Origin of the sequence: Candidatus Blastococcus massiliensis AP3, from assembly GCF_000582785.1 — a bacterium.
In the GTDB taxonomy this organism is placed as follows: Bacteria; Actinomycetota; Actinomycetes; order Mycobacteriales; family Geodermatophilaceae; genus Blastococcus; species Blastococcus massiliensis.
In genome coordinates this window covers 997044-1023366 of the sequence record NZ_HG931174.1, presented here as the reverse complement: position 1 = coordinate 1023366, position 26323 = coordinate 997044, and the positions used below count along the sequence as shown (strand labels likewise).

General features: G+C 73.9%; 28 protein-coding genes and 1 riboswitch. Of the genes, 20 read left to right on the top strand and 8 right to left on the bottom strand.

Going from position 1 to position 26323, the window contains the following annotated elements; all coding sequences use genetic code 11:
• The 8 genes from BN344_RS20345 to BN344_RS13375 all read left to right on the top strand — a co-directional run.
• The coding region (locus BN344_RS20345) for a hypothetical protein (RefSeq protein WP_197022315.1) at window positions 1-383 on the top strand (383 nt) is incomplete at its 5' end.
• Window positions 384-601: 218 nt separating this feature from the next.
• A complete protein-coding gene (gene rpsF, locus BN344_RS13405; RefSeq protein ID WP_040339252.1) occupies window positions 602-889 on the top strand; it encodes a 30S ribosomal protein S6 in 288 nt (95 codons plus the stop codon).
• Between the two features lie 2 nt (window positions 890-891).
• The gene (locus BN344_RS13400) at window positions 892-1389 is read left to right on the top strand and encodes a single-stranded DNA-binding protein (protein ID WP_040338864.1); all 498 of its coding nucleotides are present in this window, start codon (window positions 892-894) and stop codon (window positions 1387-1389) included.
• Window positions 1390-1488: 99 nt separating this feature from the next.
• Window positions 1489-1725: a 30S ribosomal protein S18 gene (rpsR, locus tag BN344_RS13395; RefSeq protein ID WP_026856604.1), complete on the top strand. Its 237-nt coding sequence runs from the start codon at window positions 1489-1491 to the stop codon at window positions 1723-1725.
• Window positions 1726-1727: 2 nt separating this feature from the next.
• The gene (gene rplI, locus BN344_RS13390) at window positions 1728-2183 is read left to right on the top strand and encodes a 50S ribosomal protein L9 (RefSeq protein ID WP_243736167.1); all 456 of its coding nucleotides are present in this window, start codon (window positions 1728-1730) and stop codon (window positions 2181-2183) included.
• 629 nt (window positions 2184-2812) lie between these two features.
• Complete coding sequence (dnaB, locus tag BN344_RS13385; protein WP_040338863.1) at window positions 2813-4183, top strand: replicative DNA helicase; 1371 nt, start codon at window positions 2813-2815, stop codon at window positions 4181-4183.
• Window positions 4184-4211: 28 nt separating this feature from the next.
• Window positions 4212-4607 (top strand): nuclear transport factor 2 family protein, encoded by a 396-nt coding sequence (locus tag BN344_RS13380; protein WP_040338862.1) that lies wholly within the window; start codon window positions 4212-4214, stop codon window positions 4605-4607.
• Between the two features lie 112 nt (window positions 4608-4719).
• Window positions 4720-5706: a DUF2804 domain-containing protein gene (locus BN344_RS13375; protein WP_040338861.1), complete on the top strand. Its 987-nt coding sequence runs from the start codon at window positions 4720-4722 to the stop codon at window positions 5704-5706.
• Between the two features lie 82 nt (window positions 5707-5788).
• Here BN344_RS13375 and BN344_RS13370 read toward each other — a convergent pair whose 3' ends face one another.
• Both BN344_RS13370 and BN344_RS13365 read right to left on the bottom strand, forming a co-directional pair.
• Window positions 5789-6991: a fatty acid desaturase family protein gene (locus tag BN344_RS13370; RefSeq protein WP_040338860.1), complete on the bottom strand. Its 1203-nt coding sequence runs from the start codon at window positions 6989-6991 to the stop codon at window positions 5789-5791.
• Between the two features lie 25 nt (window positions 6992-7016).
• Entirely contained in the window at window positions 7017-8120 is a 1104-nt protein-coding gene (locus tag BN344_RS13365; protein WP_040338859.1) for a ferredoxin reductase, read from the bottom strand.
• A 92-nt stretch (window positions 8121-8212) separates the two neighbouring features.
• Here BN344_RS13365 and BN344_RS13360 point away from each other — a divergent pair, with 92 nt between their 5' ends.
• Both BN344_RS13360 and BN344_RS13355 read left to right on the top strand, forming a co-directional pair.
• Window positions 8213-9394 (top strand): PucR family transcriptional regulator, encoded by a 1182-nt coding sequence (locus BN344_RS13360; RefSeq protein ID WP_040338858.1) that lies wholly within the window; start codon window positions 8213-8215, stop codon window positions 9392-9394.
• Complete coding sequence (locus BN344_RS13355) at window positions 9391-10287, top strand: prenyltransferase/squalene oxidase repeat-containing protein (protein ID WP_040338857.1); 897 nt, start codon at window positions 9391-9393, stop codon at window positions 10285-10287. Before BN344_RS13360 ends, BN344_RS13355 begins: the two co-directional genes overlap by 4 nt.
• A 7-nt stretch (window positions 10288-10294) precedes the next feature.
• Here the strand turns inward: BN344_RS13355 and BN344_RS13350 are convergent, their stop codons facing one another.
• The 3 genes from BN344_RS13350 to BN344_RS13340 are packed head-to-tail and all read right to left on the bottom strand — an operon-like array spanning window position 10295 to window position 13807.
• Window positions 10295-10900, bottom strand: coding sequence for a class I SAM-dependent methyltransferase (locus BN344_RS13350; RefSeq protein ID WP_040338856.1), 606 nt, complete (start codon window positions 10898-10900; stop codon window positions 10295-10297).
• Window positions 10901-10910: 10 nt separating this feature from the next.
• Complete coding sequence (locus BN344_RS13345) at window positions 10911-12467, bottom strand: FAD-binding oxidoreductase (protein ID WP_040338855.1); 1557 nt, start codon at window positions 12465-12467, stop codon at window positions 10911-10913.
• Window positions 12464-13807 (bottom strand): DNA polymerase IV, encoded by a 1344-nt coding sequence (locus BN344_RS13340; RefSeq protein WP_040338854.1) that lies wholly within the window; start codon window positions 13805-13807, stop codon window positions 12464-12466. Before BN344_RS13340 ends, BN344_RS13345 begins: the two co-directional genes overlap by 4 nt.
• A gap of 152 nt (window positions 13808-13959) precedes the next feature.
• On the opposite strand from BN344_RS13340, the gene BN344_RS13335 reads away from it, so the two are divergent.
• The 3 genes from BN344_RS13335 to BN344_RS13325 all read left to right on the top strand — a co-directional run bounded on the left by BN344_RS13335 (window position 13960) and on the right by BN344_RS13325 (window position 17283).
• On the top strand, window positions 13960-14517 hold the full coding sequence (locus BN344_RS13335) for a hypothetical protein (protein WP_051515868.1): 558 nt from the start codon (window positions 13960-13962) through the stop codon (window positions 14515-14517).
• The gene (locus tag BN344_RS13330) at window positions 14514-16061 is read left to right on the top strand and encodes a flotillin family protein (RefSeq protein WP_051515867.1); all 1548 of its coding nucleotides are present in this window, start codon (window positions 14514-14516) and stop codon (window positions 16059-16061) included. The genes BN344_RS13335 and BN344_RS13330 overlap by 4 nt, the downstream gene beginning before the upstream one ends.
• An 87-nt stretch (window positions 16062-16148) precedes the next feature.
• Window positions 16149-16257, top strand: a riboswitch (TPP riboswitch).
• The gene (locus tag BN344_RS13325) at window positions 16252-17283 is read left to right on the top strand and encodes an alcohol dehydrogenase catalytic domain-containing protein (protein WP_040338853.1); all 1032 of its coding nucleotides are present in this window, start codon (window positions 16252-16254) and stop codon (window positions 17281-17283) included. (Overlaps the previous riboswitch by 6 nt.)
• Here the strand turns inward: BN344_RS13325 and BN344_RS13320 are convergent.
• Both BN344_RS13320 and BN344_RS13315 read right to left on the bottom strand, forming a co-directional pair.
• A complete protein-coding gene (locus BN344_RS13320) occupies window positions 17270-18151 on the bottom strand; it encodes a DUF3626 domain-containing protein (RefSeq protein ID WP_040338852.1) in 882 nt (293 codons plus the stop codon). The genes BN344_RS13325 and BN344_RS13320 overlap by 14 nt on opposite strands.
• A gap of 61 nt (window positions 18152-18212) precedes the next feature.
• Complete coding sequence (locus BN344_RS13315) at window positions 18213-19967, bottom strand: DEAD/DEAH box helicase (RefSeq protein ID WP_040338851.1); 1755 nt, start codon at window positions 19965-19967, stop codon at window positions 18213-18215.
• A gap of 215 nt (window positions 19968-20182) precedes the next feature.
• On the opposite strand from BN344_RS13315, the gene BN344_RS19945 reads away from it, so the two are divergent.
• From BN344_RS19945 to BN344_RS20340, 7 genes are all read left to right on the top strand, one after another.
• Window positions 20183-21442 carry a DUF3152 domain-containing protein gene (locus BN344_RS19945; RefSeq protein WP_051515866.1) on the top strand — a complete coding sequence of 420 codons (1260 nt, stop codon included), beginning with the start codon at window positions 20183-20185 and terminating at the stop codon, window positions 21440-21442.
• Between the two features lie 47 nt (window positions 21443-21489).
• Window positions 21490-22335, top strand: coding sequence for an alpha/beta fold hydrolase (locus tag BN344_RS13305; protein ID WP_040338850.1), 846 nt, complete (start codon window positions 21490-21492; stop codon window positions 22333-22335).
• Between the two features lie 124 nt (window positions 22336-22459).
• Window positions 22460-22969: a DUF4190 domain-containing protein gene (locus tag BN344_RS13300; protein ID WP_051515865.1), complete on the top strand. Its 510-nt coding sequence runs from the start codon at window positions 22460-22462 to the stop codon at window positions 22967-22969.
• Between the two features lie 57 nt (window positions 22970-23026).
• Window positions 23027-23881, top strand: coding sequence for a helix-turn-helix domain-containing protein (locus BN344_RS13295; protein WP_040338849.1), 855 nt, complete (start codon window positions 23027-23029; stop codon window positions 23879-23881).
• A complete protein-coding gene (locus BN344_RS13290; protein ID WP_040338848.1) occupies window positions 23878-24285 on the top strand; it encodes a VOC family protein in 408 nt (135 codons plus the stop codon). The genes BN344_RS13295 and BN344_RS13290 overlap by 4 nt, the downstream gene beginning before the upstream one ends.
• Window positions 24286-24304: 19 nt before the next feature.
• Complete coding sequence (locus BN344_RS13285; protein WP_040338847.1) at window positions 24305-24640, top strand: YnfA family protein; 336 nt, start codon at window positions 24305-24307, stop codon at window positions 24638-24640.
• Between the two features lie 21 nt (window positions 24641-24661).
• Window positions 24662-25321 carry a hypothetical protein gene (locus BN344_RS20340; protein ID WP_051515864.1) on the top strand — a complete coding sequence of 220 codons (660 nt, stop codon included), beginning with the start codon at window positions 24662-24664 and terminating at the stop codon, window positions 25319-25321.
• Window positions 25322-25334: 13 nt separating this feature from the next.
• Here the strand turns inward: BN344_RS20340 and BN344_RS13275 are convergent, their stop codons facing one another.
• Window positions 25335-26234, bottom strand: coding sequence for a GGDEF domain-containing protein (locus tag BN344_RS13275; RefSeq protein WP_040338846.1), 900 nt, complete (start codon window positions 26232-26234; stop codon window positions 25335-25337).
• Window positions 26235-26323 lie beyond the last annotated feature (89 nt).

Below are 26323 nucleotides of genomic sequence, written 5' to 3'. Positions count from 1 at the left end.
ACGGCACGCCCTACGCCTACGGCACCGGCGGCGGTGCGCAGCTGGACCCGCGCAGCGGCGCGGCCGCTGCGGCCTTCGACCCGTCGCGCTTCTTCCCGGCCGGCTCCGACGCCGCGGCGCGGGGCGGGTCCGGCAGCGGTCCGGGCGGCGGCTCGGGCGGCCTGGCCGGAACCTACGACGGCGCCACGGTGCCGGTCTTCGGCCAGCTGGCCGGGCTGAACGGTGGGACGGCGCTGGACGAGGGGAGCGTCGAGCAGGCGGCTGCCTCGACCTCCACCGCCTCCACCACGCTGCCGGCCGCCGCGCTGGCGGCGGTCGTGGCCCTGGCGGCCGTGAGCGCCGCCCTCGTCCGCACCCACCAGGCCTCGCGCGCCCACCGCTGACAGCTCCACCGGCCGCGGCCGTCGTCCCCCAGCGGGGACGGCGGCCGCGTCGCCGTTCCGGGCGCTGTGGACGGCGGGACGGCCCGCGCCGGGTCGCTGGTAGCCTGGGCCCGCGCGTTCCGGCTCTCTCGCGAGCCCGTCGGGGCGCGCGACGCATGTACGACCCTCCTGCTGCAGACCTTCTGCGGCCGCTGAGACCAGAGGAGGTGGGGTTCTCCGTGCGCAATTACGAACTGATGATCATTCTCGACCCCGATCTCGAGGAGCGCACCATCGCGCCCTCGCTCGACCGGTTCCTGACCGTCGTCACCAACTCCGGTGGCACCGTCAAGACCGAGATCTGGGGTCGCCGCCGGATGGCCTACGAGATCAACAAGAAGCCCGAGGGCATCTACGCGATCATCGACATCCAGGCCGAGCCCGCCGCCGTGCAGGAGCTGGACCGCCAGCTGAACCTGAACGAGTCGGTGCTCCGCACGAAGCTGATGCGCCCCGAGGCTCACTGAGCATGGCCGGCGAAACCGTCATCACCGTCATCGGCAACCTGACGTCGGACCCGGAGCTCCGGTTCACGCCGTCCGGTGCCGCCGTCGCCAACTTCACCGTGGCCTCCACGCCGCGCACCTTCGACCGTCAGTCGCAGGAGTGGAAGGACGGCGAAGCGCTGTTCCTCCGGTGCAACGTGTGGCGCCAGGTGGCCGAGAACGTCGCCGAGTCCCTCACCCGCGGTTCGCGGGTCATCGTCAGCGGGCGGCTCAAGCAGCGCTCGTTCGACACCAAGGAAGGCGAGAAGCGCACCGTCATCGAGCTGGAGGTCGACGAGATCGGCCCCTCGCTGCGCTACGCCACCGCGAAGGTCACCAAGGCCTCCCGCGGTGAGGGTGGCGGCGGCTTCGGTGGCGGTGGCGGCGGTGGCGGCTTCAGCGGCGGAGGCGGTGGCGGTGGCGGCGGTGCCAGCGACCCCTGGTCCACGCCGGCCGGCCCCTCCGACGAGCCGCCCTTCTGAAAGGACCCTCTCGCCCCCCACGCCTCGCTCCGCTCGGCGCGGGCCCCTGCGAGAGGGCCACCCCCGGTTACCCACGAACTTTTCTCACTGGAGAGAGCAGTGCCCAAGCCACCCATTCGCAAGGTCAAGAAGAAGGTCTGCCAGTTCTGCAAGGACAAGGCGACCTACGTCGACTACAAGGACACGACCCTGCTGCGGAAGTTCATCTCCGACCGCGGCAAGATCCGTGCCCGCCGCGTCAGCGGCAACTGCAGCCAGCACCAGCGGGACGTCGCCGTGGCCGTGAAGAACAGCCGCGAGATGGCTCTGCTGCCCTACACCTCGACGGCGCGCTGATCATGAGCACCATGAAGCTGATCCTCACGCAGGAGGTCACCGGTCTCGGGTCCTCCGGCGACACCGTCGAGGTCAAGGGCGGCTACGGCCGCAACTACCTCCTGCCCCGCGGGCTGGCCATCAAGGCCACCCGGGGTGCCGAGAAGCAGGTCGAGTCGCTCCGCCGGGCGCGTGCCACCCGTGAGGTGCGCTCGCTCGAGGAGGCGCAGGCCGTGGCCGGGCAGCTGTCCGGCCTGACGGTCCGCGTGCCGGCCCGTGCCGGTGACGGTGGCCGCCTGTTCGGTCGCGTCACCACCGCCGACGTCGCCGCTGCCGTGACCGCCGCCGGCGGCCCGGAGCTCGACCGTCGCCGGATCGAGCTGCCCAGCAGCATCAAGACCACGGGCCAGCACACCGTCACCGTGCGGGTGCACCCCGAGGTCAGCAGCTCGCTGACGATCGACGTCGTCGCCGGCTGAACCGCCTGAGAGCCGCTCTGCGCTCTCGCTCGTCCCGAGGGGCGTCGGACTCCGGTCCGGCGCCCCTCGGGGCGTCTCAGGGGGCTGACGTGCGGCTCGGTGGCCGCGACCGGCGCCCGGGTGCGCCCGTTGGTCGCCACCGCGCCGCCCGGGGCCATCAGGGGACGCGCGGCGGCGCGAGGCCGGTCGACGGCGTCTCCTGACAGCCGGAGGAGGTGCGCTTCGTGAGGTTCCCGGCTGGTGGCGCGCTCCCCGTTCGTCCCGTCGACACCACGCGCTCCACCTGCGGAAAAAACTTTCGGAGAACTTTCTGTCCACAACCCTGGGACGGCGTCCCCGCAGGTGACCGGCTCGCGACGGGGACGGGACCCCAGGGTGTCCCCGGATGTCTCCACATGTCGACACGCCTCCGTCCACCGACTTGTCCACATGTTGTGCAGATCGAGGTGTTGGACGGCGCCCCGCCTGCTTCCTAACGTCCTCCCCAGCGCCGCCGGGCACGGAGTTGTCAGTGCCCGGCGGTAGCAATGCCCCGAACAGACGTTCGGTCCGGCGCGCCCGCCGAACTCCCGGCTTCCCCACGGTGAGTGGCGGTTGCGGGCGCGCCTGCACGAGATGGAGGTATCCCCGTGGCGGTGGCCGACGAGTACAGCCGGCCGTCGGTGACGGCGCCGGAGTACGACCGGCAGCCCCCGCAGGACGTCCAGGCCGAGCAGTCGGTCCTGGGCGGCATGCTGCTGAGCAAGGACGCGATCGCCGACGTCGTCGAGGTGCTGCACGGGCCCGACTTCTACCGGCCCGCGCACCAGGTGATCTTCGACTGCATCCTCGACCTGTACGGCCGCGGCGAGCCTGCCGACGCGATCACCGTCGCCGCCGAGCTCAACCGGACCGACCAGCTGTCCAAGATGGGCGGCGCGGTCTACCTCCACACGCTCATCCAGTCGACGCCCACGGCGGCCAACGCCGGCTACTACGCGGCGATCGTGGCCGAGCAGGCCGTGCTCCGCCGGCTGGTCGAGGCCGGCACCCGGGTCGTCCAGCTGGGCTACGGCGCGGCCGGCGGGCGGGGCGACGTCGACGACATCGTCGACCGCGCCCAGCAGGAGATCTACGACGTCACCGAGAAGCGGATGAGCGAGGACTACTCGCGTCTCGAGGACATCCTGCAGCCGACGATGGACGAGCTGGACGCCATCGCCTCGCGCGGTGGGGTCAGCCGGGGTGTGCCCACCGGCATCCGCGACCTCGACGAGCTCACCAACGGCCTGCAGGCCGGCCAGATGATCGTCATCGCGGCCCGTCCCGGTGTCGGGAAGTCGACGCTCGGACTCGACATCGCGCGGTCGGCGTCCGTGAAGCACCACCTGCCCGCCGCCATCTTCAGCCTGGAGATGAGCAAGCACGAGATCACCATGCGTCTGCTGTCGGCCGAGGCGAAGGTGCCGCTGCACCACATGCGCGCCGGCTCGCTCAGCGACGAGGACTGGTCGAAGCTGGCCCGGCGGATGGGCGAGATCGCCGATGCGCCGCTGTTCATCGACGACTCCCCGAACATGACGATGATGGAGATCCGGGCCAAGGCCCGGCGGCTCAAGCAGCGCAACGACCTGAAGCTCGTGGTCATCGACTACCTGCAGCTGATGACGTCGGGCAAGCGGGTCGAGAGCCGCCAGCAGGAGGTCTCCGAGTTCTCCCGCGCGCTCAAGCTGCTGGCCAAGGAGCTCGAGGTCCCGGTCATCGCGATGTCGCAGCTGAACCGTGGTTCGGAGCAGCGTCAGGACAAGAAGCCGATGCTGTCCGACCTCCGTGAGTCCGGCTCGATCGAGCAGGACGCCGACATGGTCATGATGATCCACCGCGAGGACATGTACGAGAAGGAGTCCCCGCGGGCCGGCGAGGCCGACATCATGCTGGTCAAGCACCGCAACGGCCCCACCGCGAACGTCACCGTCGCCTTCCAGGGCCACTACAGCCGCTTCGTGGACATGGCCAACTGAGGCGGGGCAGCTGACCGGAGGAGCGCGCGTGGACGAGCAGCCCCGGCGGGTCACCGACCCGTCGCTGCGCGACGTGCTGGCCGAGCTGGAGGCGCGGGAGCCGATCTTCCACCGCCCGGAGCTCGGCACCTCCGCCGCGGACCTCGAGCGGCAGGCCGCACCGGAGTTCGAGGAGGTCGGCGCCTCCGGTCGGCGGTACGGCCGCGAGTTCGTGCTGGCGACGGTCCGGGAGCGGTACGAGCGCGGCGTCCCGGACGACGACTGGGAGACCAGCGACGTCTGCTGCCGGCGCGTCGGGCCGGAGACGTACCTGCTCACGTACGACCTGCGGCAGGGAGCCAGGCTCACCCGCCGGGCGACGCTCTGGCGCCGGGCCGTCGCCGGCTGGCAGGTGGTCTACCACCAGGGCACCGTCGCCGGCTGACGAACCGGCTGGCCCCGCCCGGTTGGTGGCACCTCCGCTCCCCGGCCCTCCGCTGACAGCGGGCGGTTCCACGGGAAACATCGGCCGCCGAACGGGCCGCTAACCTGCGGCGATGCCCACCACCGAGCGTGAGATCACCGAGCCGGTCGAGCTGTGTCTCCCCGACGGGCGGCTGAACCCGGCAGCCGTGGGCTGGACCCGTCACCCCCAGCACCGCGCCAACCTGCGCGGGTGGGGGCGGACGAAGCGCTGGGAGTACTGGGGCATCGTCACGCCCACCCACGTCGTCGGCACCGTGCTCTCCTCGATCGACTACGCCGGCGTGCACGGGATCTACGTCCTGGACCGCCGCACCGGGGAGGAGACCGACCGGGGGGCCATCGAGCCGCTGGCGCGGGGCGTCCGGATGCCCGCCCACTGCGGGCCGGGCTCGGCTCGGGCGCAGCACGGCGGGCTCAGCCTGCAGTTCGACACCGACGGGAACGGCACCCGGCTGCGGGTGAGCGCCCCCGACGTCGAGCTGGACGTGGTCGTGCGACGCGACCCGGAGCACGAGTCCATGGGCGTGGTGGTGCCCTGGAGCGACCGGCGTTTCCAGTACACCGTCAAGGACGTCGCCCTCCCGGTCAGCGGTCGGCTCGTCGTGCGCGGCCAGGAGACGACGCTGCAGGAGTCCGACTCGTTCGCCGTCCTCGACCACGGCCGGGGGCGCTGGCCCTACCGGATGACCTGGAACTGGGCGGCCGGCAGCGGCGCGGGTGGCCGGGGCATCCAGCTCGGTGGGAAGTGGACCGACGGAACGGGCTCCACGGAGAACGCGGTGCTGGTCGAAGGCCGAATGCACAAGATCGGCGAGGAGCTGTCCTGGGAGTACGACCGCACCGACTGGCAGCGCCCCTGGCGGATCAGCGGCGCGACGGTGGACGCGCGGTTCCACCCCTTCCACGAGCGGCCTTCACGGACCAACCTCGGCATCGTGGGCTCCGAGACCCACCAGTGCTTCGGGGAGTTCAGCGGCTGGGCGACGACGGACGACGGCGAGCGGGTCGACCTCGCCGGTCTGGTCGGCTGGGCCGAGGAGGCCCGCCAGCGCTGGTAGCAGGGGAGCAGTGAACCCGAGAGGCCCAGAACCAGGACGGTTCTGGGCCTCTCGGGTTCAACGGTCCGGCGGACCGGCGGGGTCAGGCGGCGACGGGGCGCTGCTGCATCGCGCGGCGCACCTTCTTGCCGCCCGTGGTCATCTTCCAGAGCTTGCCCAGCTGGGAGGGCAGGTTCTTGGGGGTGGTCTCGGCCAGCCAGTCGTTGGGCAGCGACAGGCGGATCACCTTGTGCCAGGCCGACGCGACCTGCTGCGGCAGCGGAGCGGAGTGGTAGGTGAGGCCGTAGCGGTCGAAGATGTCCTTCACCCGCGGCGCGATCTCGGCGTACCGGTTGCTGGGCAGGTCGGGGAACAGGTGGTGCTCGACCTGGTGGCTCAGGTTGCCGGTCATGATGTGCATGGCCTTGCTACCGGAGATGTTGGCCGAGCCGAGCATCTGGCGCAGGTACCACTCGCCGCGGGTCTCGCCGTCGATCGACGTCTTCTCGAAGGTCTCGACGCCCTCGGGGAAGTGCCCGCACATGATCACCGAGTGCGACCACAGGTTGCGCACCACGTTGGCGGTGAAGTTGGCGGCCAGCGTCGGCAGGAACGAGGGGCCCGAGAGGGCCGGGTGCACCAGGTAGTCCTTGGTGGCCTGCTTGCGGATCTTCTGCCCGACCTGCTTGGCGCGGGCCCGGAACTCCGGGTCGTTGCGGCGGCGCTTGGAGGCCAGGTTCTTGCCCAGCTCCAGGTCGTACGCCGCGATGCCGTACTCGAAGAAGCAGGCGTTGACGAAGTTCCACAGCGGCTGACCCAGGTACAGCGGGTGCCACGGCTGGTCCTCGTCGACGCGCATGATGCCGTAGCCGAGGTCGTTGTCCTTGCCGATGACGTTCGTGTACGTGTGGTGCAGCTCGTTGTGCGAGTGCTTCCACTGGTCGGCCGGGCTGGCGCTGTCCCACTCCCACGTCGTCGAGTGGATCTTCGGGTCGCGCATCCAGTCCCACTGGCCGTGCAGGATGTTGTGCCCGATCTCCATGTTCTCGAGGATCTTGGCGACCGACAGGCCGACGGTGCCGACGAGCCAGGCCGGCGGGAAGAACGACGCCAGCAGGACGGCGCGGCTGCCCAGCTCGATCTTGCGCTGGGTGTCGATCACCTTGCGGATGTAGGCGGCGTCGTCCTCACCGAGGCTGTCGCGCACCTCCTGGCGGATGGTGTCGAGCTCCTTGCCGATGAGCTCGATGTCCTCGGCGGAGAGGTGGGCGATCGGGTTCTCGGGCTTCTTCTGCAGGGCAGTCAACGTCCGGCTCCTTGTCTCGGGTCGGTCAGTGGTCGATGTCGCAGGCGCCGGCGGCGGCGCTGATGCAGGTCTGGATGAGGACGCCGTCGCCGGGGGCGGCGATGGTCGTCTCGCCGTTGCGCAGGTCGCGCACGACGCCCTCGCGCAGCGGGAGGACGCAGCCGTAGCAGATGCCCATGCGGCAGCCGCTGGGCATGAGGACGCCGGCGTCCTCGGCGGCGTCGAGGATCGGCGTCGCGCCGTCGGCCTCGACGGTGGTGCCGTTCTTGGTGAACGTGACGGTGCCGCCCTCGCCGGTGACGAGGATCCGCGGCCGGAAACGCTCGGTGTACAGGCGGTCGGCGATGCCGGCCGACGCCCATTGCTCCTCCAGGGCCTCGAGCATGCCGACCGGACCGCAGGCCCAGGTGGCGCGCTCGTGCAGGTCGGGGACCAGCTCGGCGATGGACCGGGCGTCGAGCATCCCGGCGCTGTCGGTGTGCTGCTCGATCAACCGGATGCGGCCCTCGGCGGCCATCTGGCGCAGCTCGGGCCCGAAGACGACGTCGTCGGCGGTGGGTGCCGAGTGCACCAGGACGGTGTCGGTGAGCTGCTCGGCGGAGTTGCGCAGGATGCCCATGACCGGCGTGATGCCGGAGCCGGCCGTGACGAAGAGCGCCTTCTCGGGCGTCTCCTCGGGCAGGCAGAAGTCACCGGTCGCCTGGTCGAGCTGGATGATCGTGCCCGGCTTCGCGCGGTGCACCAGGTGGTTGCTGACCTTCCCGTCCGGGATGGCCTTCACGGTGACGGTGAAGCAGCCGTCGGCGCGGTCGAGCACCGAGGTGATCGAGTAGGCGCGCCACTGGCGCACCCCGTCGATGTCGATCCCGATGCGCACGTACTGGCCCGGGCGGTGCGGCAGCCAGTCCTTGCCGGGGCGGATGACGATGCTCGCCGCGTCCCGCGTCTCGGGGAGCACGGCCTCGATCCGGCCGCGCAGGGCAGCACCGGAGCGGAGCGGGTCGAACAGGTCGAGGTAGTCCACGGGCAGCAGCGGCGTGGTCACCATCTCGGCCAGTCGCAGGGCCCGGTCGCGCAAGGAGCCCAGGGGCGACCGCACCGAGTTCGGGCGGGGAACGGTCGTCGTCATATCTAGAGGTTGTCCAACTCGAGGGTCAGATACCTGTGTGCCGGACGTGAATCAGCGGCTATGTTCTGTTCCCTGCGAACAAGAGGGGCGACATGGACGTGGAGCTCGGCCTACCGCCCGCCGTCGCCGACGCGATGCGCGAGGAGCTGCCGTCGGTGGCCGAGCGGACCGTCGCCGCGATCGTCGTCGAGGTGCCCAGCTACGCCGACGCGTTCAGCGGCGAGATGGGCCGCACGATCGAGAACGCCGTCCAGCTGGCCCTCGGCGGTTTCCTCGTGCTCGCCTCGACCGGAGGCGGGGGGGACGCCAGCACGCCCATCCAGCCCGCGCTCGACGGCGCCTACGCGCTGGGCCGCGGTGAGGCCCGCAGCGGCCGGTCGATGGACGCGCTGCTGGGCGCCTACCGGGTCGGGGCGCGCGTGTCCTGGCGGCTCATGGCCGACAGCGGTGTTCGCGCGGGGCTGTCGGCCGAGCAGCTGGCCCACTTCGCGGAGCTGGTCTTCGCCTACATCGACCAGCTCTCGGCGGCGAGCGTGGCGGGCCACAGCGACGAGCTGGCCACCAGCGGCCGCGTCCGGGAGCGCTACCGGGAGCGGCTGGCCGACCTGCTGCTCCGCCGCGGCCCGCGCGAGGACAAGGAGGCGGCCGCCGAGCGGGCCGACTGGACGCTGCCGCGGACGCTGACCGCGGTGATCGTCCCCGAGCCCCGGGTGCGCACCGCGCTGGCCGCGCTGGACCCCCGGACGCTGCGGTCCACCGACGAGGTGCCGGGCCCCGAGGACTCCGGTGAGCTCGTGGCGCTGCTCGTCCCGGACGCCGAGGGCCGTTCCCGGCCGGCGCTGATGCGGTCCCTGCGGGAGACCGAGGCCGTCATCGGCCCCGCGCGCCCGTGGGACGACGTCCAGGGCTCCTACGCGCGGGCGCTGCGGGCCCGGCAGCTCGGGCTGACGACCGACGACCGCAGCCCGCTGGACACCGAGGCCCGGCTGACCGAGCTGGTGCTCCGTGCCGACGAGACGGCGCTGGCCGACCTGCGCACGCAGGCGCTGGCGCCGCTGGCCGACCTGAGCGAGAGCGCCCGCGAGAAGCTGACCGAGACCCTGCGGTCCTGGCTGCTGCACCAGGGGCGGCGGGACGCCGTCGCCGCCGAGCTGTTCGTCCACCCGCAGACGGTGCGGTACCGGATGGGCCAGCTGCGAGAGCTCTACGGGGCGCGGTTGGAGGACCCGCGCACCGTCCTGGAGCTGGTCCTGGCCCTGGCGGTCGAGCCGTGACCGTGGACGTGCCGGGGGCGGCCGCGTTCCTCGCCTCGGCCGGGCGGGTGCTCGACCGCCGCCGCTTCGAGCTGCTGACCGGCGGGGGGAGCCCGGACGCCGTCGTCGCGGCCGTCGACGCCTACCGCAACGACGACGGCGGCTACGGCTGGGGCCTGGAGCCGGACCTGCGGTCGGGGACCAGTCAGCCGGGGGGAGCGCTGCACGCGCTGGAGGCGTTCGCCGACCTGACGCCGGCGACGACGGCGCGCGCGGCGGAGGTGTGCGACTGGTTGGCGGCGGTGTCGTTGCCCGACGGCGGCCTGCCCTTCGCGCTCCCGGTGCCCGACCCCGCGGCGTGCGCTCCGTTCTGGACGCAGGCCGACCCGACGCGTTCCTCGCTGCAGATCACGGCCGTCGTCGCCGCGACGGCTCACCGGCTGGCGGAGGCCGACCCGGCGGTGGCCGGTTCTCCCTGGCTCTCGCGGGCGACCGCGTACTGCCTCCAGGCGGCGCGCGGACTGGGGCCGGGGACGAACGCCATGGAGCTGGCCTTCGCGGTGCAGTTCCTCGACGCGGCCGGGCGGACCGGTGCGGCGTCCGACGACGCGGCGGCCCTGCTGGACCGGCTGCGCCCGCTCGTCCCCGCCGACGGGCTGCTGCACGTGGCCGGCGGGGCGGAGGGCGAGTTCATGCGGCCGCTGGACTTCGCCCCGCTCCCGGGCGGCCCGGCCCGGGAGCTCTTCACGCCGGCCGTCGTCGAGGCGGAGCTGGACCGGCTGGCCGCGGGGCAGCAGGCCGACGGCGGCTGGACCGTCGACTTCGACAGCTGGTCCCCCGCGGCGGCGCTGGAGTGGCGCGGCCACCGGACGGTGAACGCGCTCGTTCTGCTGCGCGCCAACGGCCGGCTCTGACCGCGAATCAGGCGGGCCGCAGCACCGCCACGAGGAAGTCGGCGTTCGGCGTGAACGGCCGAAGGTCCCAGGTGGAGAGCAGCAGGTCGGGTGCCCAGCCGGTCGCCGAGGCGTCGGTCAGGAAGTCGTCGAACTCGTAGCCGCGGCCGGCCCCGAACCCGATCACCGCGCGTCCGTCGCCCGCCACGTGCGCGCGCAGCCGCAGCAGCACCTCGCGCCGGGTGCTCACCGCCAGGAAGGTCATGACGTTGCCGGCGCAGACGATCGCGTCGAACGGCTCCGGGATGCCGCGGGCGGGCAGGTCCAGCTCGGCCAGGTCGCCGACCAGCCAGCGTGGCCCGGGATGGTCCTCCTCCGCGGCCGCGATGAGCACCGGGTCGACGTCGACGCCCACCACGTCGTGCCCGACCTCGGCGAGGAACGCCCCCACCCGGCCCGGCCCGCAGCCCGCGTCCAGCACCCGCGAGCCGCGCGGCAGCATCGCGTCGACCAGGCGCGCCTCGCCGACGATGTCCATCCCCTGCCCGGCCAGCGTGCGGAACCGCTGCACGTAGGCAGCCGAGTGCTCCGGGTCCTCCTGGGTCATCCGGACCCATGCGCTCTGCTCGGTCACGCCCGCAGTTCTACACGGGATCGACGAGGACGCCCGGGTTGAGGACGCCGGCCGGGTCGAGGGCCCCCTTCGCCGCCCGCAGCGCGACGGCGAACGGCTCCGGGCGCTGCCGGTCGTACCCGGGCCGGTGGTCGCGGCCGACCGCGTGGTGGTGGGTGACCGTCGCCCGCAGCCTGCTCAGCACCTCCGTCGCGGCGGTCTTGACGTCGTCCCACATGGCGACCTCGGAGCCGGGCCGCCCGACGCCCACCACGGTGAAGTACGGCGCCGGTCCGTCGGGGTAGACGTGGGTGAACCGGCAGTTGACCAGGCCGGGCGCGCCGGTGACCTGCTGCACCGCGGCGCCGACCTCGTCCTGCACGGTCGCGTACAGCTCGTCCACGCGGTCCCACGTGGTCGCGGTCTCGAAGGTCTCCACGATCGCGCTCATCCGGGCCAGCCCGTCGCGGGAGTAGGGCGCGCGCAGGAACGACGAGCGCCACGCGTCGGCCGCGGCGTCCCGCGGGCCGTCGGTCCGGGGAGCGACGACGCCGCCGGCGTCGCGCGCCAGCCCGGTGAGCTCGTCCAGCCGGCCGTCCACCGGGTGCACCGCCGACTCGACGCCCAGCACCAGCACGCACCCGCCCGACGGCGCTGCGCCGGAGAGCGCGGCCTCGCCGGCGTCGAGCAGCCGGCAGTTCGCCGGGTGCAGGCCGGCCTGCGCGATCGTCCGGACGGCGCCGATGGCCGTGGTCATGTCGGGGAAGGTCACCGACGCCGAGGCGCGGAAGGCCGGCCGGTCCTGCAGGCGCATCCACGCCTCGGTGATGACGCCGAGGGTGCCCTCCGAGCCGAGGAACATGCGGTCCGGCGAGGGGCCGGCGCCCGAGCCCGGCAGCCGCCAGGACTCGCTGATGCCGACCGGCGTCACCACGCGCATCGACTCGACGAGGTCGTCGATGTGGGTGAGCACCGTGGCGTAGTGGCCGCCGGCCCGGGTGGCCAGCCAGCCGCCGAGCGTGGAGAACTCGAAGCTCTGCGGGAAGTGGCGCAGCGTCAGGCCGTGTGGGCGCAGCTGCTCCTCCAGCACCGGCCCGAGCGCGCCGCCCTGGATCCGGGCCGCGCGGCTCACCCGGTCCACCTCGAGCACCCGGTCGAGCGCGGTCAGGTCCATCGACATCCACGGCCGGTCGCCGCGGTACTCGACGCCGCCCACGACGGAGCTGCCGCCGCCGAAGGGCACCACGACCACGCCGGCCGAGGACGCCCAGTCGAGCAGCCGCACGACGTCGTCCTCACCCGCGGGGTGGGCGACGGCGTCCGGGGCGCCCGGCAGCTCACCCGACAGCGCCCGCACGACGTCCCGGTAGGCCTTGCCGTAGGCGTGCGACGCCCGGTCGGCGTGCTCGGTGGACACCGGTAGCCCGTCCGGCGGGGTCACCCGCGAGGCGGGCAGGACGACGTCGGCCAGCCGCGGGACCGGTCGGGGCCGGTCGGGCAGCCCGGGCAGCGCCGCCGCGCGGGCGACGCACTCCTCGTCGGTGAGCGCCTTGTCGGTCGTGCCCCAGCCCCACCAGGAACGAGTCATGGGTGCATCCTCCAGTCCGGGGGATCGGCGGGTTCGAGCAGTGGGTCGTCGGCGGCCAGCGTGCGCACGGGGCCGGGCGCGGTCGACGGGCCCTCGAAGCGCACGGTCACCCGTCCGAGCCCGCGGCCCCACACCCAGCCGGCGCCGAGCTCCTCGTGCCGCACGTCCTGGCCCGGCCACCAGCGCTTGTCCGCGGGCTGCGGCGGCTCCGGCGGCGCCTCCTCCGGCGTCGTCTCGTCCGACGCGGCCATCGGCGAGCCGTCGTCGTCCTCGGCGAAGAGGTCGCCCTGGGCGTAGACCGACAGCCCCGACACCCCCACACCGAGCAGCCGCAGCCCGCCCTGCGTGCCCGCCTCGGCGAGCAGCCGCCGCGCGGTGGCGGAGATCTGCCGGGGGTCGTCGGTCGGCTGGGGCAGCGTCTGCGAGCGGGTCATCGTGGTGAAGTCGTAGCGGCGCAGCTTGAGGGTGACCGTGCGCCCGGAGAACGCCGACTTCCGCAGCCGCTCCCCCACGCGGGCCGCCATCGAGTCGATCTCCCGGTTCAGCACGGCGAGGTCGGTGAGGTCGCGCTCGAAGGTCTCCTCGTGCGACACCGACTTCGCCTCGCGGTCGGGCACCACCGGACGGTCGTCCTCGGCCCGCGCCAGGGCGTGCAGCCCCGCGCCGTGCGCCTTCCCGGCCAGCGCGACGAGGTCGGGGAGCGACTTCGCGGCGAGGTCGCCGACGGTGGCGACGCCGATCTGGTGCAGCCGCTCCGCCGTCGCCGGCCCCACGCCGCCGAGCCGCGTCACCGGCAGCGGGTGCAGCACGTCCAGCTCCGACCCCGGCGGGACGACGACCAGCCCGTCGGGCTTCTGCAGGTCCGACCCGATCTTGGCCATGAGCTTCGAGGTCCCGATGCCGACCGAGCCGGTCACTCCCCCGGTCGCCTCGGCGATGCGGGCCTTGAGGTCCCGGGCCAGCTCGGTGACGCCGTCGACCGAGACGTCGCAGCCCCCGGCCGCGAGGTCGACGTAGGCCTCGTCGATCGACACCGGCTCCACCAGCGGCGAGACCTCCCGCAGCAGGCCCATGACGACGTCGGAGGTGCGGCGGTAGGCGGCGAACCGGCCGCCGAGGAAGGCCGTCCCCGGCGGGCAGCGGCGCCGGGCCTCGGCGGTCGACATCGCCGAGCGCGCCCCGTAGGCGCGCGCCTCGTAGGACGCCGTGGCGACGACGCCGCGCCCTCCGACACCACCGACGACCACCGGGCGTCCGCGCAACGAGGGCTTGTCCCGCTGTTCGACGGCGGCGAAGAAGGCGTCGAGGTCGAGGTGCAGCACGCTCGCCTCCCGCCTCACCCCGCCATTGTCCCGGCTCCGGGAGCGGGCGGGATCGCGCCCTGCGCCGCTGACCAGCGGCTCCCCACGCACCCGGCCGGGGGACGGCGTTGCCAGCGCCGCCGCGCACCTGGGAGGCTGCGGCCCCACGGCCGACGAGGAGGACCCACGCAGTGGCAGCGGTCTTCCTGGCCATCGGCGCCCTCGGGCTGGTCGTGCTCCTGCTCTCGCTCTTCGTCGGCGAGCTCGGCGACCTGGCCATCGGCGACGTCGACGCCGACGGGCCCTTCTCGCTGCCGGCGATCGCCGCGCTGATCGGCGGCGTCGGCTTCGGCGGTGCCGGGGCGGTGAGCCTGCTCCCCGACGACCTGCCGGACACGGCCACCGCGCTGCTCGCGGTCGCCGTCGGCCTCGCCGTCGCCGTTCCCTTGGCCTGGGGCGCCGTCCGGATGTCCCGGGCGCTCAGGGACATGCCGACGCAGGAGACGCTCACCCGCGAGCACCTCGTCGGCGCCCAGGGCGTCGTCGTCTCCTCGGTGCCCGGCGGCGGGTTCGGCGAGGTCCGGCTGGCCGTCGCCGGTCAGCCCCTGAAGTTCGCCGCTCGCAGCGACCTGCCGCTGCCCCCCGGCACGCCCGTGTACGTCGTCGAGGCCCTCAGCGACACCGCGGTCGAGGTCGTCTCGACCGCCGAGAACCCGCCCCACCCCCTGCCCGGAGGCACCGCGTCATGACGCTGCTCTATGCGATCGGCGGCATCGCCGTCCTCGTGATCCTGCTGGTCCTGCTCGTCCTGTCCCGGATCAAGGTGGCGGGGCCGAACCAGGCGTTCCTCGTGACCGGCCGGCAGGGGCGGCAGGTCACCGACCCGTCGGGTGTGGTGTCGCGGGACAGCTCCGGTCAGAAGGTCGTCATGGGCGCCAGCGTCTTCGTGCTGCCCGTCGTCCAGAAGCTGCACACGATGGACCTCTCCAGCCGGCGGATCCCGGTCGGCATCCGCGGCGCGGTGTCCAAGCAGGGCGTCAAGTGCGACCTCGAGGGCGTGGCGATCGTCAAGGTCGGCGGCACGGAGAGCTCGATCCGCGCCGCGGCCCAGCGCTTCCTCAACCAGCAGCAGGGCATCGACACCTTCACCTCGGAGGTGCTCGCCGGCGCGCTGCGTTCCATCGTCGGCCGGCTGACGATCGAGGAGATCATCCGCGACCGCGCCGCGTTCGCCTCCGCCGTCGCCGAGGAGGCAGAGTCGTCGCTCACGGGCCAGGGGCTGGTGCTGGACACCTTCCAGCTGCAGGACATCCAGGCCGAGGGCTCCTACCTGGCCGACCTCGGGCGGCCCGAGGCCGCGCGCGTGCTCAAGGAGGCGAGCATCGCCGAGGCGCGGGCCCGGCAGGCCTCCCAGCAGGAGCAGCTCCTGGCCGACGAGGCGATCGCGATCTCCCAGCGGCAGCTGGCGCTCAAGCAGGCCGAGATCACCGCCGAGACCGATGCGGCCAAGGCCCGGGCCGCGGCCGCCGGTCCGCTGGCCCAGGCCGCCCAGGACCAGGCGATCCTCATGGAGCAGGAGAAGGTGGCCGAGCGGACCGCGGCGCTCACCGAGCGCCAGCTGGACACCCAGGTCCGCCGTCCCGCGGACGCCGAGCGCTACAAGGTCGAGCAGGAGGCGGAGGGCCGGAAGAACTCGGCGATCCTCACCGCCGAGGCGCAGCGGCAGGCGACGATCGCCGCCGCCCAGGCCGCCGCCGAGCAGGCCAAGCTCTCCGGTGAGGGCGAGCGGGCCCGCCGGTCGGCGCTGGCGGAGGCCGAGGCGATCGAGGGCGCCAAGCGCGGTGAGGCCGAGAAGCTGCGCCGCGAGGCGATCGCCGACGCCGTCGAGCGCGAGGGTGCCGCCGAGGCGGCGGCGATCCTGGCCCGCGGTCAGGCCGAGGCGGAGTCCATGGACGCCCGCTCGGACGCCTTCGCCAAGTACGGCGAGGCGGCGATCCTGGAGATGCTGGTCAAGGTGCTGCCCGACGTCGTCGGCGCGGCCGCCGCGCCGCTGTCCGCGGTCGAGAAGATGACCGTCATCTCCACCGACGGCGCCGGCTCGCTCGGGAAGTCGGTCGCCTCCAACGTCGCGCAGGGGCTGCAGCTGTCCGGTGACCTGACCGGCATCGACGTCGCGGCGCTGCTGCGCAGGCTGGGAGGCGGTCCGGGGGAGGGCGACGTCGCCCGCGTGCCGATCTCCACCGACGGAAAGGGCACCGGGGACGCCCCCGCCGGGAACGGCACCCGGGCCTGAACACCGTCGGGCGGCCCGTCGACCAGCGGCGGTCCCGGACACCTCCGGGCCGCTCGGAGGTGCTCGGCGCCTACCCGATAGCGTGTGCGCCTGTACCGCGGGAGCCCATCGCAATGGGCTGAGAGGACGGCTGCGGCCGCCGACCGTTCGAACCTGTCCGGGTCATGCCGGCGTAGGGAGGCAGCAGGAGATGCGTGCGGTCCGATTCCACGGGCAGGGCAGGCCACTGGTCGTCGACGAGATCGACGACCCGCGCCCCGGGCCGGGTGACGTGCTGATCGACGTCGCCGCGGCAGGCGTGTGCGGCACCGAGCTGCACTTCCTCGACGGGGTGCTGGCTCCCGCGACCACGCCGCTCACGCTCGGCCACGAGGTCGCGGGAGTGGTCGCCGAGACGGGCGCCGAGGTGGAGGGCGTGGCAGTGGGGGACCGCGTCGCCGTGCACTATCTGCACGCCTGCCACCGCTGCCGCTCGTGCCTGGCCGGCGACGACCACCTGTGCGACGAGCCGCTGGGCTTCCTCGCGTTCGTCAACGACGGCGGATTCGCCGACCGGATCGTGGTGCCGGCGTCCGCCGTCGTGCCGGTGCCCGAGGGACTCGACCTGGCGACCGCCGCTGTCCTGTGCTGCAGCGCCACGACGGCGCTGCACGCGGTCGACGTGGCGGGGGTGCGGCCCGGGGCGTCCGCCGTCGTCTACGGGACCGGCGGGGTCGGCCTGGCGATGGTGCAGGTGCTGCGGGAGGCAGGGGCAAGGCCGATCGCCGTGGCCCGCAACCCCGAGCGGTTGGCGCTGGCGCGCGAACTAGGGGCGGTGGCGACGGTGGATGCCACGCGCGGCGACGTGGCCGCCGCGATCCGCGAGGCCACCGGCGGAGACGGTGCCGACGTCGTGTTCGAGCTGGTCGGGACGAGGGAGACTGGCGAGGCCGCACTCGCCGCGCTCGGCAAGCGCGGCACGCTGGTGTACGTCGGCTACAGCTTCGACACCGTGGAGATCACGCCGCTGGCGCTCGTCGTACCCGAGCAGCGGATCCTCACGTCGGTCGGCAACCGGCGGTCCGAGCTGGTCGCGGCGCTGGACCTGGCGGCGAGCGGCGTGCTGCGCACCACGCTCGTCGAGTACCCGCTGGAGGAGGCCGCGAAGGCGCTCGAGGACCTGCGGGCCGGTCGGGTGCTGGGGCGGGCAGCGCTGCTGCCGGGAACCGTCAGCGCCCGCTGATCGCCGTCCCGAACCGGGCGACGCAGTGCCAGACGCGCTTGAGGTCCTGCGGGTCCTCGACACGCTCCTGCGCCGCTTGCCCGATCACCGCAGCGTCCAGGGCGTCGTCGACGGCGATCCTGCGGCCGACCTCGACCGTGCGCGGCCCGCGGAACGCCGGGTGCCCGGCGAGGGCGTCGACGGTCAGCCAGCGCCCCTCGTGCCACTCCACGGGGCCGCCGAGGGCACTGGCCTGCCGCTCGACGAGGGAGTCGCGGAAACTCGGGTCGAGCACGAGCGCCTCCACGTCCGTGGCCAGTGCGACCGGGCCGTGGACGTGTGCCTCCACGTAGTCGTCGAGCAGCCCACCCTCGGTGGCCTCGAGCTCGTCGGTGAGCGGGCGGGCGTCGAAGGCGGCGACCAGGTCGAACAGGCCGAACCGCTGGGCCGTCGCCACCGCGGTCGGGTCGAACACCGAGTCGGGGAAGCAGAACGTGGTGCGGTCGAGCACGGGCGCGGTCAGGCGCAGGTGCGCGGAGCCGAAGCGCGGAGCTCCTCCCAGCGGGCGCCGGCGGTGATCGAGGGCGCCGTACTTCGGGCGTTCCGCCGCCGGGGCGTCGTCGTAGGCGTGGCCGAAGATGCGCTGTTCCCAGGCCCAGCGGGCGCCGCCGGGGTGCGCCGTGAGACCCCCGTTGCTGGTGCCGGTCTCGAACTGGGACCGGTAGACGCCGTCGCGCGCCAGTCGCGCGAGCACGGTCCCGTCGCCGTGCGGCCGGTCCGGGTGGAAGTTGAGGGTCACCCGCAGCGTCCGGTCGAGCGGAGGCCCCGACGACGACGCGGCCACGTGCTCGATCGCCCGCCGCGCCCAGGGGGTCGGGAACTCCGTCACGCGCTGATGGTGCCCGCACGCGAAGCTCCGTGGGAGCAGCTCGACTGGAGAAGCGGCGAGCTCAGTCCCCGGTGAGCGCGGCCCCCGGCAGCCAGTCGGCGTCGAGGAGTTCGGCGATCTCCTGCAGCGCCGACGTGTCCGCACCGGCGGTCGAGCCGCTGACCGCCAGCCGCTCCACCATCACCTTCGCCACCTGCTCCTCGACGGTGTCCGCCGCGAACGCGATCCGCCACGGCGAGGTCTTCCCGTCCCGGTGCGTGCGCCCGGTGACCTGCCGGGCCTGGATGCCGGAGAACCGCGGCTGGTGGAACAGCCCGACCCGCGGGAGCTCCGAGGCGTGCGCCCCGTCCGGCAGCAGCTCGCCGGCGTGCAGGCTGATCGACGCCGTCACGGTGAACACGCAGACCATCGCCTCGCCCCGCTGGAAGCGCAGCCGCTCCGCCTCTGGGTCGCCAAGATCACGGCCAAACCGGTCGCGACCGTAGATGCCCGCCACCGGGATGCCGGCGTCCAGCAGTGCCTCGCGGATCGGGTCGGCGGCGGTCTCCACGAACTCGACCGACACGGCGACCTGGCGCTCGGCCTCCACCTGGGCCTTCACCCAGTCGACGGTCGCCTGCACCCGGATCAGCCCGGCCTTCTGCCGGAACCGCAGCAGCGCCGCCCGCCCGCGGGCGGTCTGGCGACCCCGCCGGGCCAGCTGCATCTCCGCCCGGAACTCCGACCACTCCGCCTCGTAGGACGCGCGCTCGGCGGGCGTGAGCAGCACCGGCGTGCCGGTCACCGACACCGGCCCCCAGGGCGCCGGGCGGTGCAGCGTCGCGGGCGGATCGGCGTCGGCCAGCCAGGACTGCAGCCGGGCCAGGTCGGTCCGGCGGGCGTCAGGGTCCTCGGTCCACTGCCAGCCGTAGCGACCACGTTCCACGTGGAACCCGTGCCGCTCCAGCGCCTTGGGCAGGTCGCCCCACTCCTTGATCGACTCTCCGTGCCGGGCGGCGAACTCCGGCGCCAGGTAGGGCAGCTCGAGCGGGGTGTGCGCCGGCGTCGCCGTCGTGGCCAGGACGTACGGGGTGTCCTTCACCCGCGCGGCGCCGGAGACGGCCTTCCAGTGCTTCCAGCGCTGGGTGGTGGTGTGCCGGACCATGTGCGCCTCGTCGGCGACGACGACGTCGAACCGCAGCTTGCCCACCTTGCCCAGCCGGTCCCACGTGGTCACGCACCAGCGCAGGCCGCCGTCGCCGAACCCGGCGATGGACCGCGCCCAGTGGGGGATGGTGATGGCGGCCGGCCGGTCGGCGATGACGAGCACGGTGCGGACCGGGCGCTGCGCCGCGATCTCGTGCACCGCGAGGATCGCCGTCCCCGTCTTGCCCACTCCCGGGTCGTCGCCGAGCAGGAAGACCCGGCCTCCGGCGGCGGCGTGCGCGGCCACCACCCCCGCGCCGGTCTCCTGCGGCTCGCGGGGCACCAGCGCCGGGGTGGCCGGCAGCGGGCGCGGCGTGGCGTTGAGCTCGTCCTCGAGGAACCGTTCGAGGCTGTAGGCCGGCGGGTCGTACGGCGCCAGCTCGTGAGGGAGGGCCGCGCCCACCCACACGTGCGCCTGCAGGCCGGGGTGCCACACCGCGCCGGGCGCCGGGGCCCGGAACGGCACGGCCAGCACCCACACGCGCTCCCCCGGCCCCGCGACGGGCAGCTCGGCGGGCGCCTTGCTCGGCGTGGATGCGGCCCGCTTGCGCGTCGCGGCCGAGCGCGTCCGTGTCGTCGTGCCGCTGCTGCTCCGACTGCTCGTCGCGCTGCGTCGCCGTCGTCCGGGCATGCCGGTACCTCCCCCTCGCGTCCCCGGCACGGTAGGCGCCGAGTCGACCGCGGAAGGACGGTGGCCGGACGTTCTGCGTGTCGGACCTCGCCGACGGGTTACGCGCGGACGCCGTTCGCGGCTAGCGTGCCGCGACAACGCCGGGCGCCCCGTCGTCCGGTGGGCCGTCCCCCGGAGGGGGCCGGTGGCATCCCAGCGGCGGAGAGGAGCCCCGGATGACCCGGATGCGGCGCGCTCTGCTGGTGGCGCTGATGGCGGTCGGCGCCGTCCTGCTGCCGCACGCGCCGTCGGCCTCGGCCGCCGAGCGGGTCATCACCTACTCGGTGACGACGCAGGGCGCCGTGCACGGCGACCCCGGGCACTTCGCCGCGGTGGCGACCGCCACCCTCAACGACTACCGCGGGTGGAGCCTCGGCGGCTCGCTCGCCTTCCAGCAGGTGCCCTCCGGCGGGGACTTCACCCTGATCCTGGCCGCCCCGGCCGTGGTCGGTGGCCAGCCCGGGTGCGACGCCTTCTACAGCTGCCGCGTGGGCCGCAACGTCTACGTCAACGACGACCGCTGGCGCACCGCGACGCCCAGCTGGCCGCACGGCGTGCCCCTGTACCAGCAGTACGTCATCACCCACGAGGTCGGCCACTGGCTCGGGCTCGGGCACTCGAACTGCGGGACGCCGGGCCGCCTCGCCGCCACCATGCAGCAGCAGTCGATCAGCCTCCAGGGCTGCCGGTCGAACATGTGGCCGCTCATCGCCGAGCGGGCGCAGGTGGCCCGGAACTTCGGCGTCGGCGTCGGATGGAGCTCCATCGAGCGCCGGTACCAGGAGCTCGGCCAGGAGCGCGGGCCGATGGGCGGGCCGGTCACCTGGGAGTCGCCGACGCCGGGCAACCGCGGCTGGATGCAGCACTACGACCGCGTCGACGGCGCGTCGATCTACTGGTCGCCCTCGACCGGCGCGCACGAGGTCTACGGCCTGATCCGGACCCGCTGGGCCCAGACCGGCTGGGAGCTGGGGCCCCTCGGCTTCCCGGTGACCGGTGAGCTCCCGACGCCGGACCGCTGGGGGCGGATGAGCCACTTCGCCGGATCCGGCGGCGGCTCGATCTACTGGCACCCGTGGACCGGAGCGCACGAGGTCTACGGCGCGATCCGGGCGCACTGGGGCGCGCTCGGCTGGGAGCTGGGGCCGCTCAGCTATCCCGTGACCGGTGAGCTGCCGACGCCCGACGGCAGGGGCCGCTACAACCACTTCGCCCGTCCGGACGGGGCGTCGATCTACTGGTCGCCGTCGACCGGCGCGCACGAGGTGTACGGCGCGATCCGGGCCACGTGGGCGCAGCAGGGCTGGGAGGCCGGCCCGCTGGGCTACCCCGTCAGCGGCGAGTACTCGGTGCCCGGCGGCCGGCAGAGCGACTTCGAGCACGGCTCCATCCGGTGGGACGCGGGGCGCAACGTCATCCAGGTCCTGCCGCGCTGACCGGGCCCCGAGGGGACGGCGCCGCTCCGGACTGGTGGGATAACCGGGTGGACGAGGACGTCGCGCTGCACGGGCGCACCGTGGGGGAGGCCGGCCCCCGGGTGGTCTTCCTGCACGGGTTGTTCGGCCAGGGGAAGAACTGGACGACGGTGGCCAAGGGGCTCGCCGACGGGCACCGGGTCACCCTGCTCGACCTGCCCAACCACGGCCTCTCCCCCTGGACGCAGCGGGTCGACTACCTCGACATGGCCGACATGGTGGCCGACCAGCTGGCCTCGTTCGGCGAGCCGGTCAGCCTGATCGGCCACTCGATGGGCGGCAAGGTCGCGATGCAGCTCGCGCTGCGCCGGCCGGAGCTGCTGCGAGCGCTCGTCGTCGTCGACATCGCGCCGGTCGAATACCCCCTGCAGGGCGGGCGGACCGACGACCCCGACGAGGAGGCCTCTCCGTTCGCGGCGTTCATCGACGCCATGCGAGCGCTCGACCTGGAGTCGCTGGACAGCCGGGCCGAGGCCGACGCCGCGCTGCGCGCCGCCGTCCCCAGCCGGATGGTGCGCAGCTTCCTGCTGCAGAGCCTGTCCCGGGAGGGCTCGGGCGCCGACGGCGGGTGGCGGTGGCTGCTGAACCTCGACCTGCTGGCCCGCGACCTCGGCGAGCTGCGGCGCTTCCCCGACCCGCCGCCCGGCGCGACCTTCGACGGACCGGTGCTCTGGGTGGCCGGCGCGAACTCCCACTACGTGCTGCCGGAGGACCGGGCCCGGATGGACGAGCTCTTCCCCGCCACCCGGCTCGTGCGGATCAAGAACGCCGGCCACTGGGTGCACTCCGAGCAGGCGGAGGTCTTCCTCGAGACGCTGAGCTACTTCCTGTCGCAGGTGGAAGCCGAGGGGTGACCGCGGGCTGCCCCCTCCGGGTGGGTGGGCAGCGCGTCGCTCTTCCGGCACGGCGCGGTGCCGTCAGGATGGGACGACCACGGACGACGTCCCGCGCGACGGCACAGCGAGCAGGAGCACCCCGATGACCCACCCCGGTCCACACGAGCCCGGTGCCGGCGACCCCCACGGTCGGCCCGGTGACGGCACCCCGTACGGCCAGCCCGCCGGTGGCGCCTGGGGGCAGGACCAGCCGCAGCCCGCGGGCTACCCGCAGCAGCCGCAGCCCGGCGGCTACCCGCAGCCTGGCGGCTATCCGCAGCCCGGGGGCTACGCCGTGCCCCAGGGCCCGTACGCCGGCGGATATCCGCCGGCCTACGGGCAGCCCTACGGCGGCTACCCGTACGGCTACGCCCCCCCGCAGCGCACGAACGGCATGGCCATCGCCTCGCTGGTGCTGGGCATCCTCTGGCTGTACTGGATCGGCAGCATCCTGGCGCTGATCTTCGGCTACATCGCCAAGCGGCAGATCGCGGAGCGCCAGGAGGCCGGCGGCGGCATGGCGACCGCCGGCATCGTGCTCGGCTGGATCGGGGTCGGCATCCTCGCCCTGATCTTCGTCATGGGTATCGCGGTGTCGGCGTCGGGCGCCTGAGGCGGGAACCTCGCCCTGCCCCGTGACACGGCGCCGCCGCGCTGTGACGATGCTCTGATGCGGCAGGAGTCGGTGGCGCATCGCCCGCATCCCGCGCTGCGCCCGTTCGTCGCGGCTGCGGTCGGCTACGACCACGAGGGCCTCCCGCCGGGCGAGCACCTGGGGCTCCCCTCCCCGTGGCTGACGCTGATCCTCACCCTCGACGAGCCGCTGGTCATGGCCGCGCATCCCGATCCGGGGCAGAGCCCCGGCCGGTTCGACGCGCTGGTGGGCGGGCTGCACACCCGTCCGGCGCGGATCGCCCATCCCGGGCGGCAGGCCGGCATCCAGCTGTCGCTCACGCCGGCCGGCGCGCGGGCGCTGCTGGGCGTTCCGGCCGGGGCGCTCGCCTCCGTCGACCTCCACCTCGACGAGCTCCTCGGCCGTGCCGCCGACGAGGTGCTCGGACGCGTCCGGGCAGCTGAGGGGTGGGCCGAGCGCTTCGCCGTGCTGGACGCGGTACTGCTCCGCCGGCTACGGCCCGCGGACGAGATCCCCGACGGCGTCGCCGAGGCCTGGCGGCTGACGACGACGTCGCACGGCCGGCTTCGGGTCGCCGAGGTGGCCCGCCGCGTGGGCTGGTCGCCCCGGTACCTGGAGCAGCGGTTCCGCGCCGAGACGGGGCTCGGTCCCAAGGAGGCGGCGCGGATCGCCCGGTTCGACGTCGCCCGCCGTGCGCTCGCCGGGCGCGTGGCCGCCGGGCACCCGGCGGACCTCGCCGGGCTCGCCGCGGCCGGCGGCTTCGCCGACCAGGCCCACCTGACCCGGGAATGGCGCGCGTTCTCCGGGCTGCCCCCCACGCGCTGGCTCGCTGCGGAGTTCGGATACGTCCAAGACACCCGTGCCCTCGACGCGGCACTCTCGCCGGCATGACGACACCACAGCCCCAGGTATGGCCCGCCTTCCGCGCGCACGACGCCCGCGCCCTGATCCGCTTCCTCGTCGACGTGCTCGGTTTCGAGGAGACCGTGGTCTACGGCGAGGGGGACCGCGTCGACCACGCCCAGCTCTCCTGGCCGGAGGGCGGCGGCGTGATGCTGGGCTCGGTGCGCGACGAGCCCGACGACGCCTGGCCGGCCGTGCCCGGCACCGCCGCCTGCTACGTCGTCACCGCCGACCCGATGACCGTCCACGCCCGCGCCGTCGCGGCGGGCGCGACCATCGTCCGCGAACCCGCCACCACCGACTACGGGTCGAAGGAGTGCTCGGTCCGCGATCCGGAGGGGAACCTGTGGTCGTTCGGCACGTACGCGGGGGAGCCGCGCCGGGCCGGGTGAGCCGCTCTACGGTCCGGGGGTGACCGTCGCGCGCTCCGTCCTCCTGTTCCTCCTGGCCGCACTGGCCGAGATCGGCGGCGCCTGGCTGGTCTGGCAGGGGGTGCGGGAGGCGCGGGGCTGGCTCTGGATCGGCGCCGGGGTGATCGCGCTCGGCGCGTACGGCTTCGTCGCCACGCTGCAGCCCGACGCGAACTTCGGCCGGATCCTGGCCGCCTACGGCGGGGTCTTCGTCGCCGGGTCGCTGCTGTGGGGCATGGCCGTCGACGGCTTCCGGCCCGACCGGTACGACGTCGCGGGCGCTCTGCTCTGCCTCGTGGGGGTCGCCGTGATCATGTACTCGCCGCGCGTCGTCTGACCCGACCGGCAGACTGGGGCCGTGAACGGCAGCCCGCACGATGACTCCGGCTACGAGGGTCCGCCGCCCACCGGTCCGCCGCCCACCGGTCCGCCGCCCGGTCACGGGCCGCCTCCGGGTTACGGGCCGCCTCCGGGTTACGGGCCGCCTCCGGGTTACGGGCCGCCTCCGGGTTACGGGCCGCCTCCGGGTTACGGACCGCCACCGGGTTACGGCCCGCCCTACGGCCTTCCGCAGGCGCAGGCTCCGTGGCCGCACGGCCCCGGGCGGCCCGGCTCGGCGACCACCGCCGCCGTCCTGGGCTTCATCGCGGGCGGCGCGAGCGCACTGGTCTCGCTCGGCGCCCTGCTCGTCATCCTCGCCGACGGCGGCGGAGCCGTCTCTGTGCTGCTGTTCCTCACCGGAGTGCTCAGCGCGACGGGGCTCATCGCCGGCGCGGTCCGGCTGGTCGGACGCCGGGGAGCGGACGTGCTGTTCATCGCGGCCCTGGGCGCGGCGGCCTCGCTGCTGGTCGTCGCGGTGGTGGGCGGCTCGACCCTCTACGGCGAGGACGCCGACGCCCTGCTGGGCTTCGTGCTCGTGGCGCTGCCCCTGCCGATTCTCATCGCCGTGTTCGCACGGCTGCGGACCACCCTCGAATGGGTGGCCGCCGGGCAGTCGTCCGACGGCGGGAGGTCCTAGCGGCGCGGACGTCCTAGCGGCGGGGAGGGCGGCGCCGGCTCTTGTCGGCGTACATCGCGTCGTCGGCGGCCCGGACCACCTGTTCGTGCACGTCGCCGGGCTCCTCCCCGCCGGGTGCCGAGCCGATCCCGATGCTGATGCCGATCGAGACCTCCTGCCCGCTGAGCTCCAGGGGCTGGGTGACCGCGGCCCGCAGCCGGTCGGCGAGCACCTCCGCGTCGGCGGGCTCGGTGTTCTCGCAGACGATGCTGAACTCGTCGCCGCCGAGTCGCGCGGCGGTGTCGCTGGCCCGGAGCACCGAGCGCAGGCGGTCGGCGAAGGCGACGAGCACGAGGTCGCCCATGGGGTGGCCGAGCTCGTCGTTGATCGCCTTGAACCCGTCGAGGTCCATGATCAGGACGCAGGTGGGCGTGCGTTCGCGCTGACCCCGTTCCAGGGCGTGCCACAGCCGGTCCTGGAAGAGCAGCCGGTTGGGCAGCCCGGTGAGCGGGTCGTGCAGCGAGCGGTGGACCAGCTGCGCCTCGAGCGCCTTCCGCTCGGTGATGTCCTCGATGATGATCACCAGGTGCGCGGCCTGGCCCTCGGGCGTCTCCTCCACCCAGGAGGCGGTCAGCTGGACCGGCACCGCCGTGGAGTCGGCGCGCACCAGCCGGGTCTCGTGCCGCAGCGGCCGGCTGTGGTCGGTCAGCAGGGCCGCGAACGCCTCGCGGGCGGCGGCCGCGAGGTCGGGATGGATCATGTCGTGCACGGAGGTGCCGTACAGCTCCTCTGGCGTGCGGCCCAGCAGCTCGCCCAGCGCCGGGTTGACGTCGACCAGGACGCCGTCCGGCGTGGTCAGCGCGACCCCCATCGGGGCGTTCGCGAAGGCGCTGCGCCGGTCAGCAGGGGGGAACGCGCCCACCACCTCGATCACATCCCCACCTCCGTCGCCTGCACTCATCTTGCGCGACGCCACCGACGAACGGCGCGGCAGGCGTCACGGAACCGTTCCGGGTCGCCTCA

Coding starts and splice junctions, on each gene's coding strand:
- BN344_RS13400 (WP_040338864.1), top strand. CDS start 892: ATGGCCGGCGAAACCGTCATCACCGTCATCGGCAACCTGACGTCGGAC.
- rplI (WP_243736167.1), top strand. CDS start 1,728: ATGAGCACCATGAAGCTGATCCTCACGCAGGAGGTCACCGGTCTCGGG.
- BN344_RS13375 (WP_040338861.1), top strand. CDS start 4,720: ATGCCCACCACCGAGCGTGAGATCACCGAGCCGGTCGAGCTGTGTCTC.
- BN344_RS13365 (WP_040338859.1), bottom strand. CDS start 8,120: ATGACGACGACCGTTCCCCGCCCGAACTCGGTGCGGTCGCCCCTGGGC.
- BN344_RS13360 (WP_040338858.1), top strand. CDS start 8,213: ATGGACGTGGAGCTCGGCCTACCGCCCGCCGTCGCCGACGCGATGCGC.
- BN344_RS13345 (WP_040338855.1), bottom strand. CDS start 12,467: ATGACTCGTTCCTGGTGGGGCTGGGGCACGACCGACAAGGCGCTCACC.
- BN344_RS13330 (WP_051515867.1), top strand. CDS start 14,514: ATGACGCTGCTCTATGCGATCGGCGGCATCGCCGTCCTCGTGATCCTG.
- BN344_RS13325 (WP_040338853.1), top strand. CDS start 16,252: ATGCGTGCGGTCCGATTCCACGGGCAGGGCAGGCCACTGGTCGTCGAC.
- BN344_RS13315 (WP_040338851.1), bottom strand. CDS start 19,967: ATGCCCGGACGACGGCGACGCAGCGCGACGAGCAGTCGGAGCAGCAGC.
- BN344_RS19945 (WP_051515866.1), top strand. CDS start 20,183: ATGACCCGGATGCGGCGCGCTCTGCTGGTGGCGCTGATGGCGGTCGGC.
- BN344_RS13300 (WP_051515865.1), top strand. CDS start 22,460: ATGACCCACCCCGGTCCACACGAGCCCGGTGCCGGCGACCCCCACGGT.
- BN344_RS13295 (WP_040338849.1), top strand. CDS start 23,027: ATGCGGCAGGAGTCGGTGGCGCATCGCCCGCATCCCGCGCTGCGCCCG.
- BN344_RS13290 (WP_040338848.1), top strand. CDS start 23,878: ATGACGACACCACAGCCCCAGGTATGGCCCGCCTTCCGCGCGCACGAC.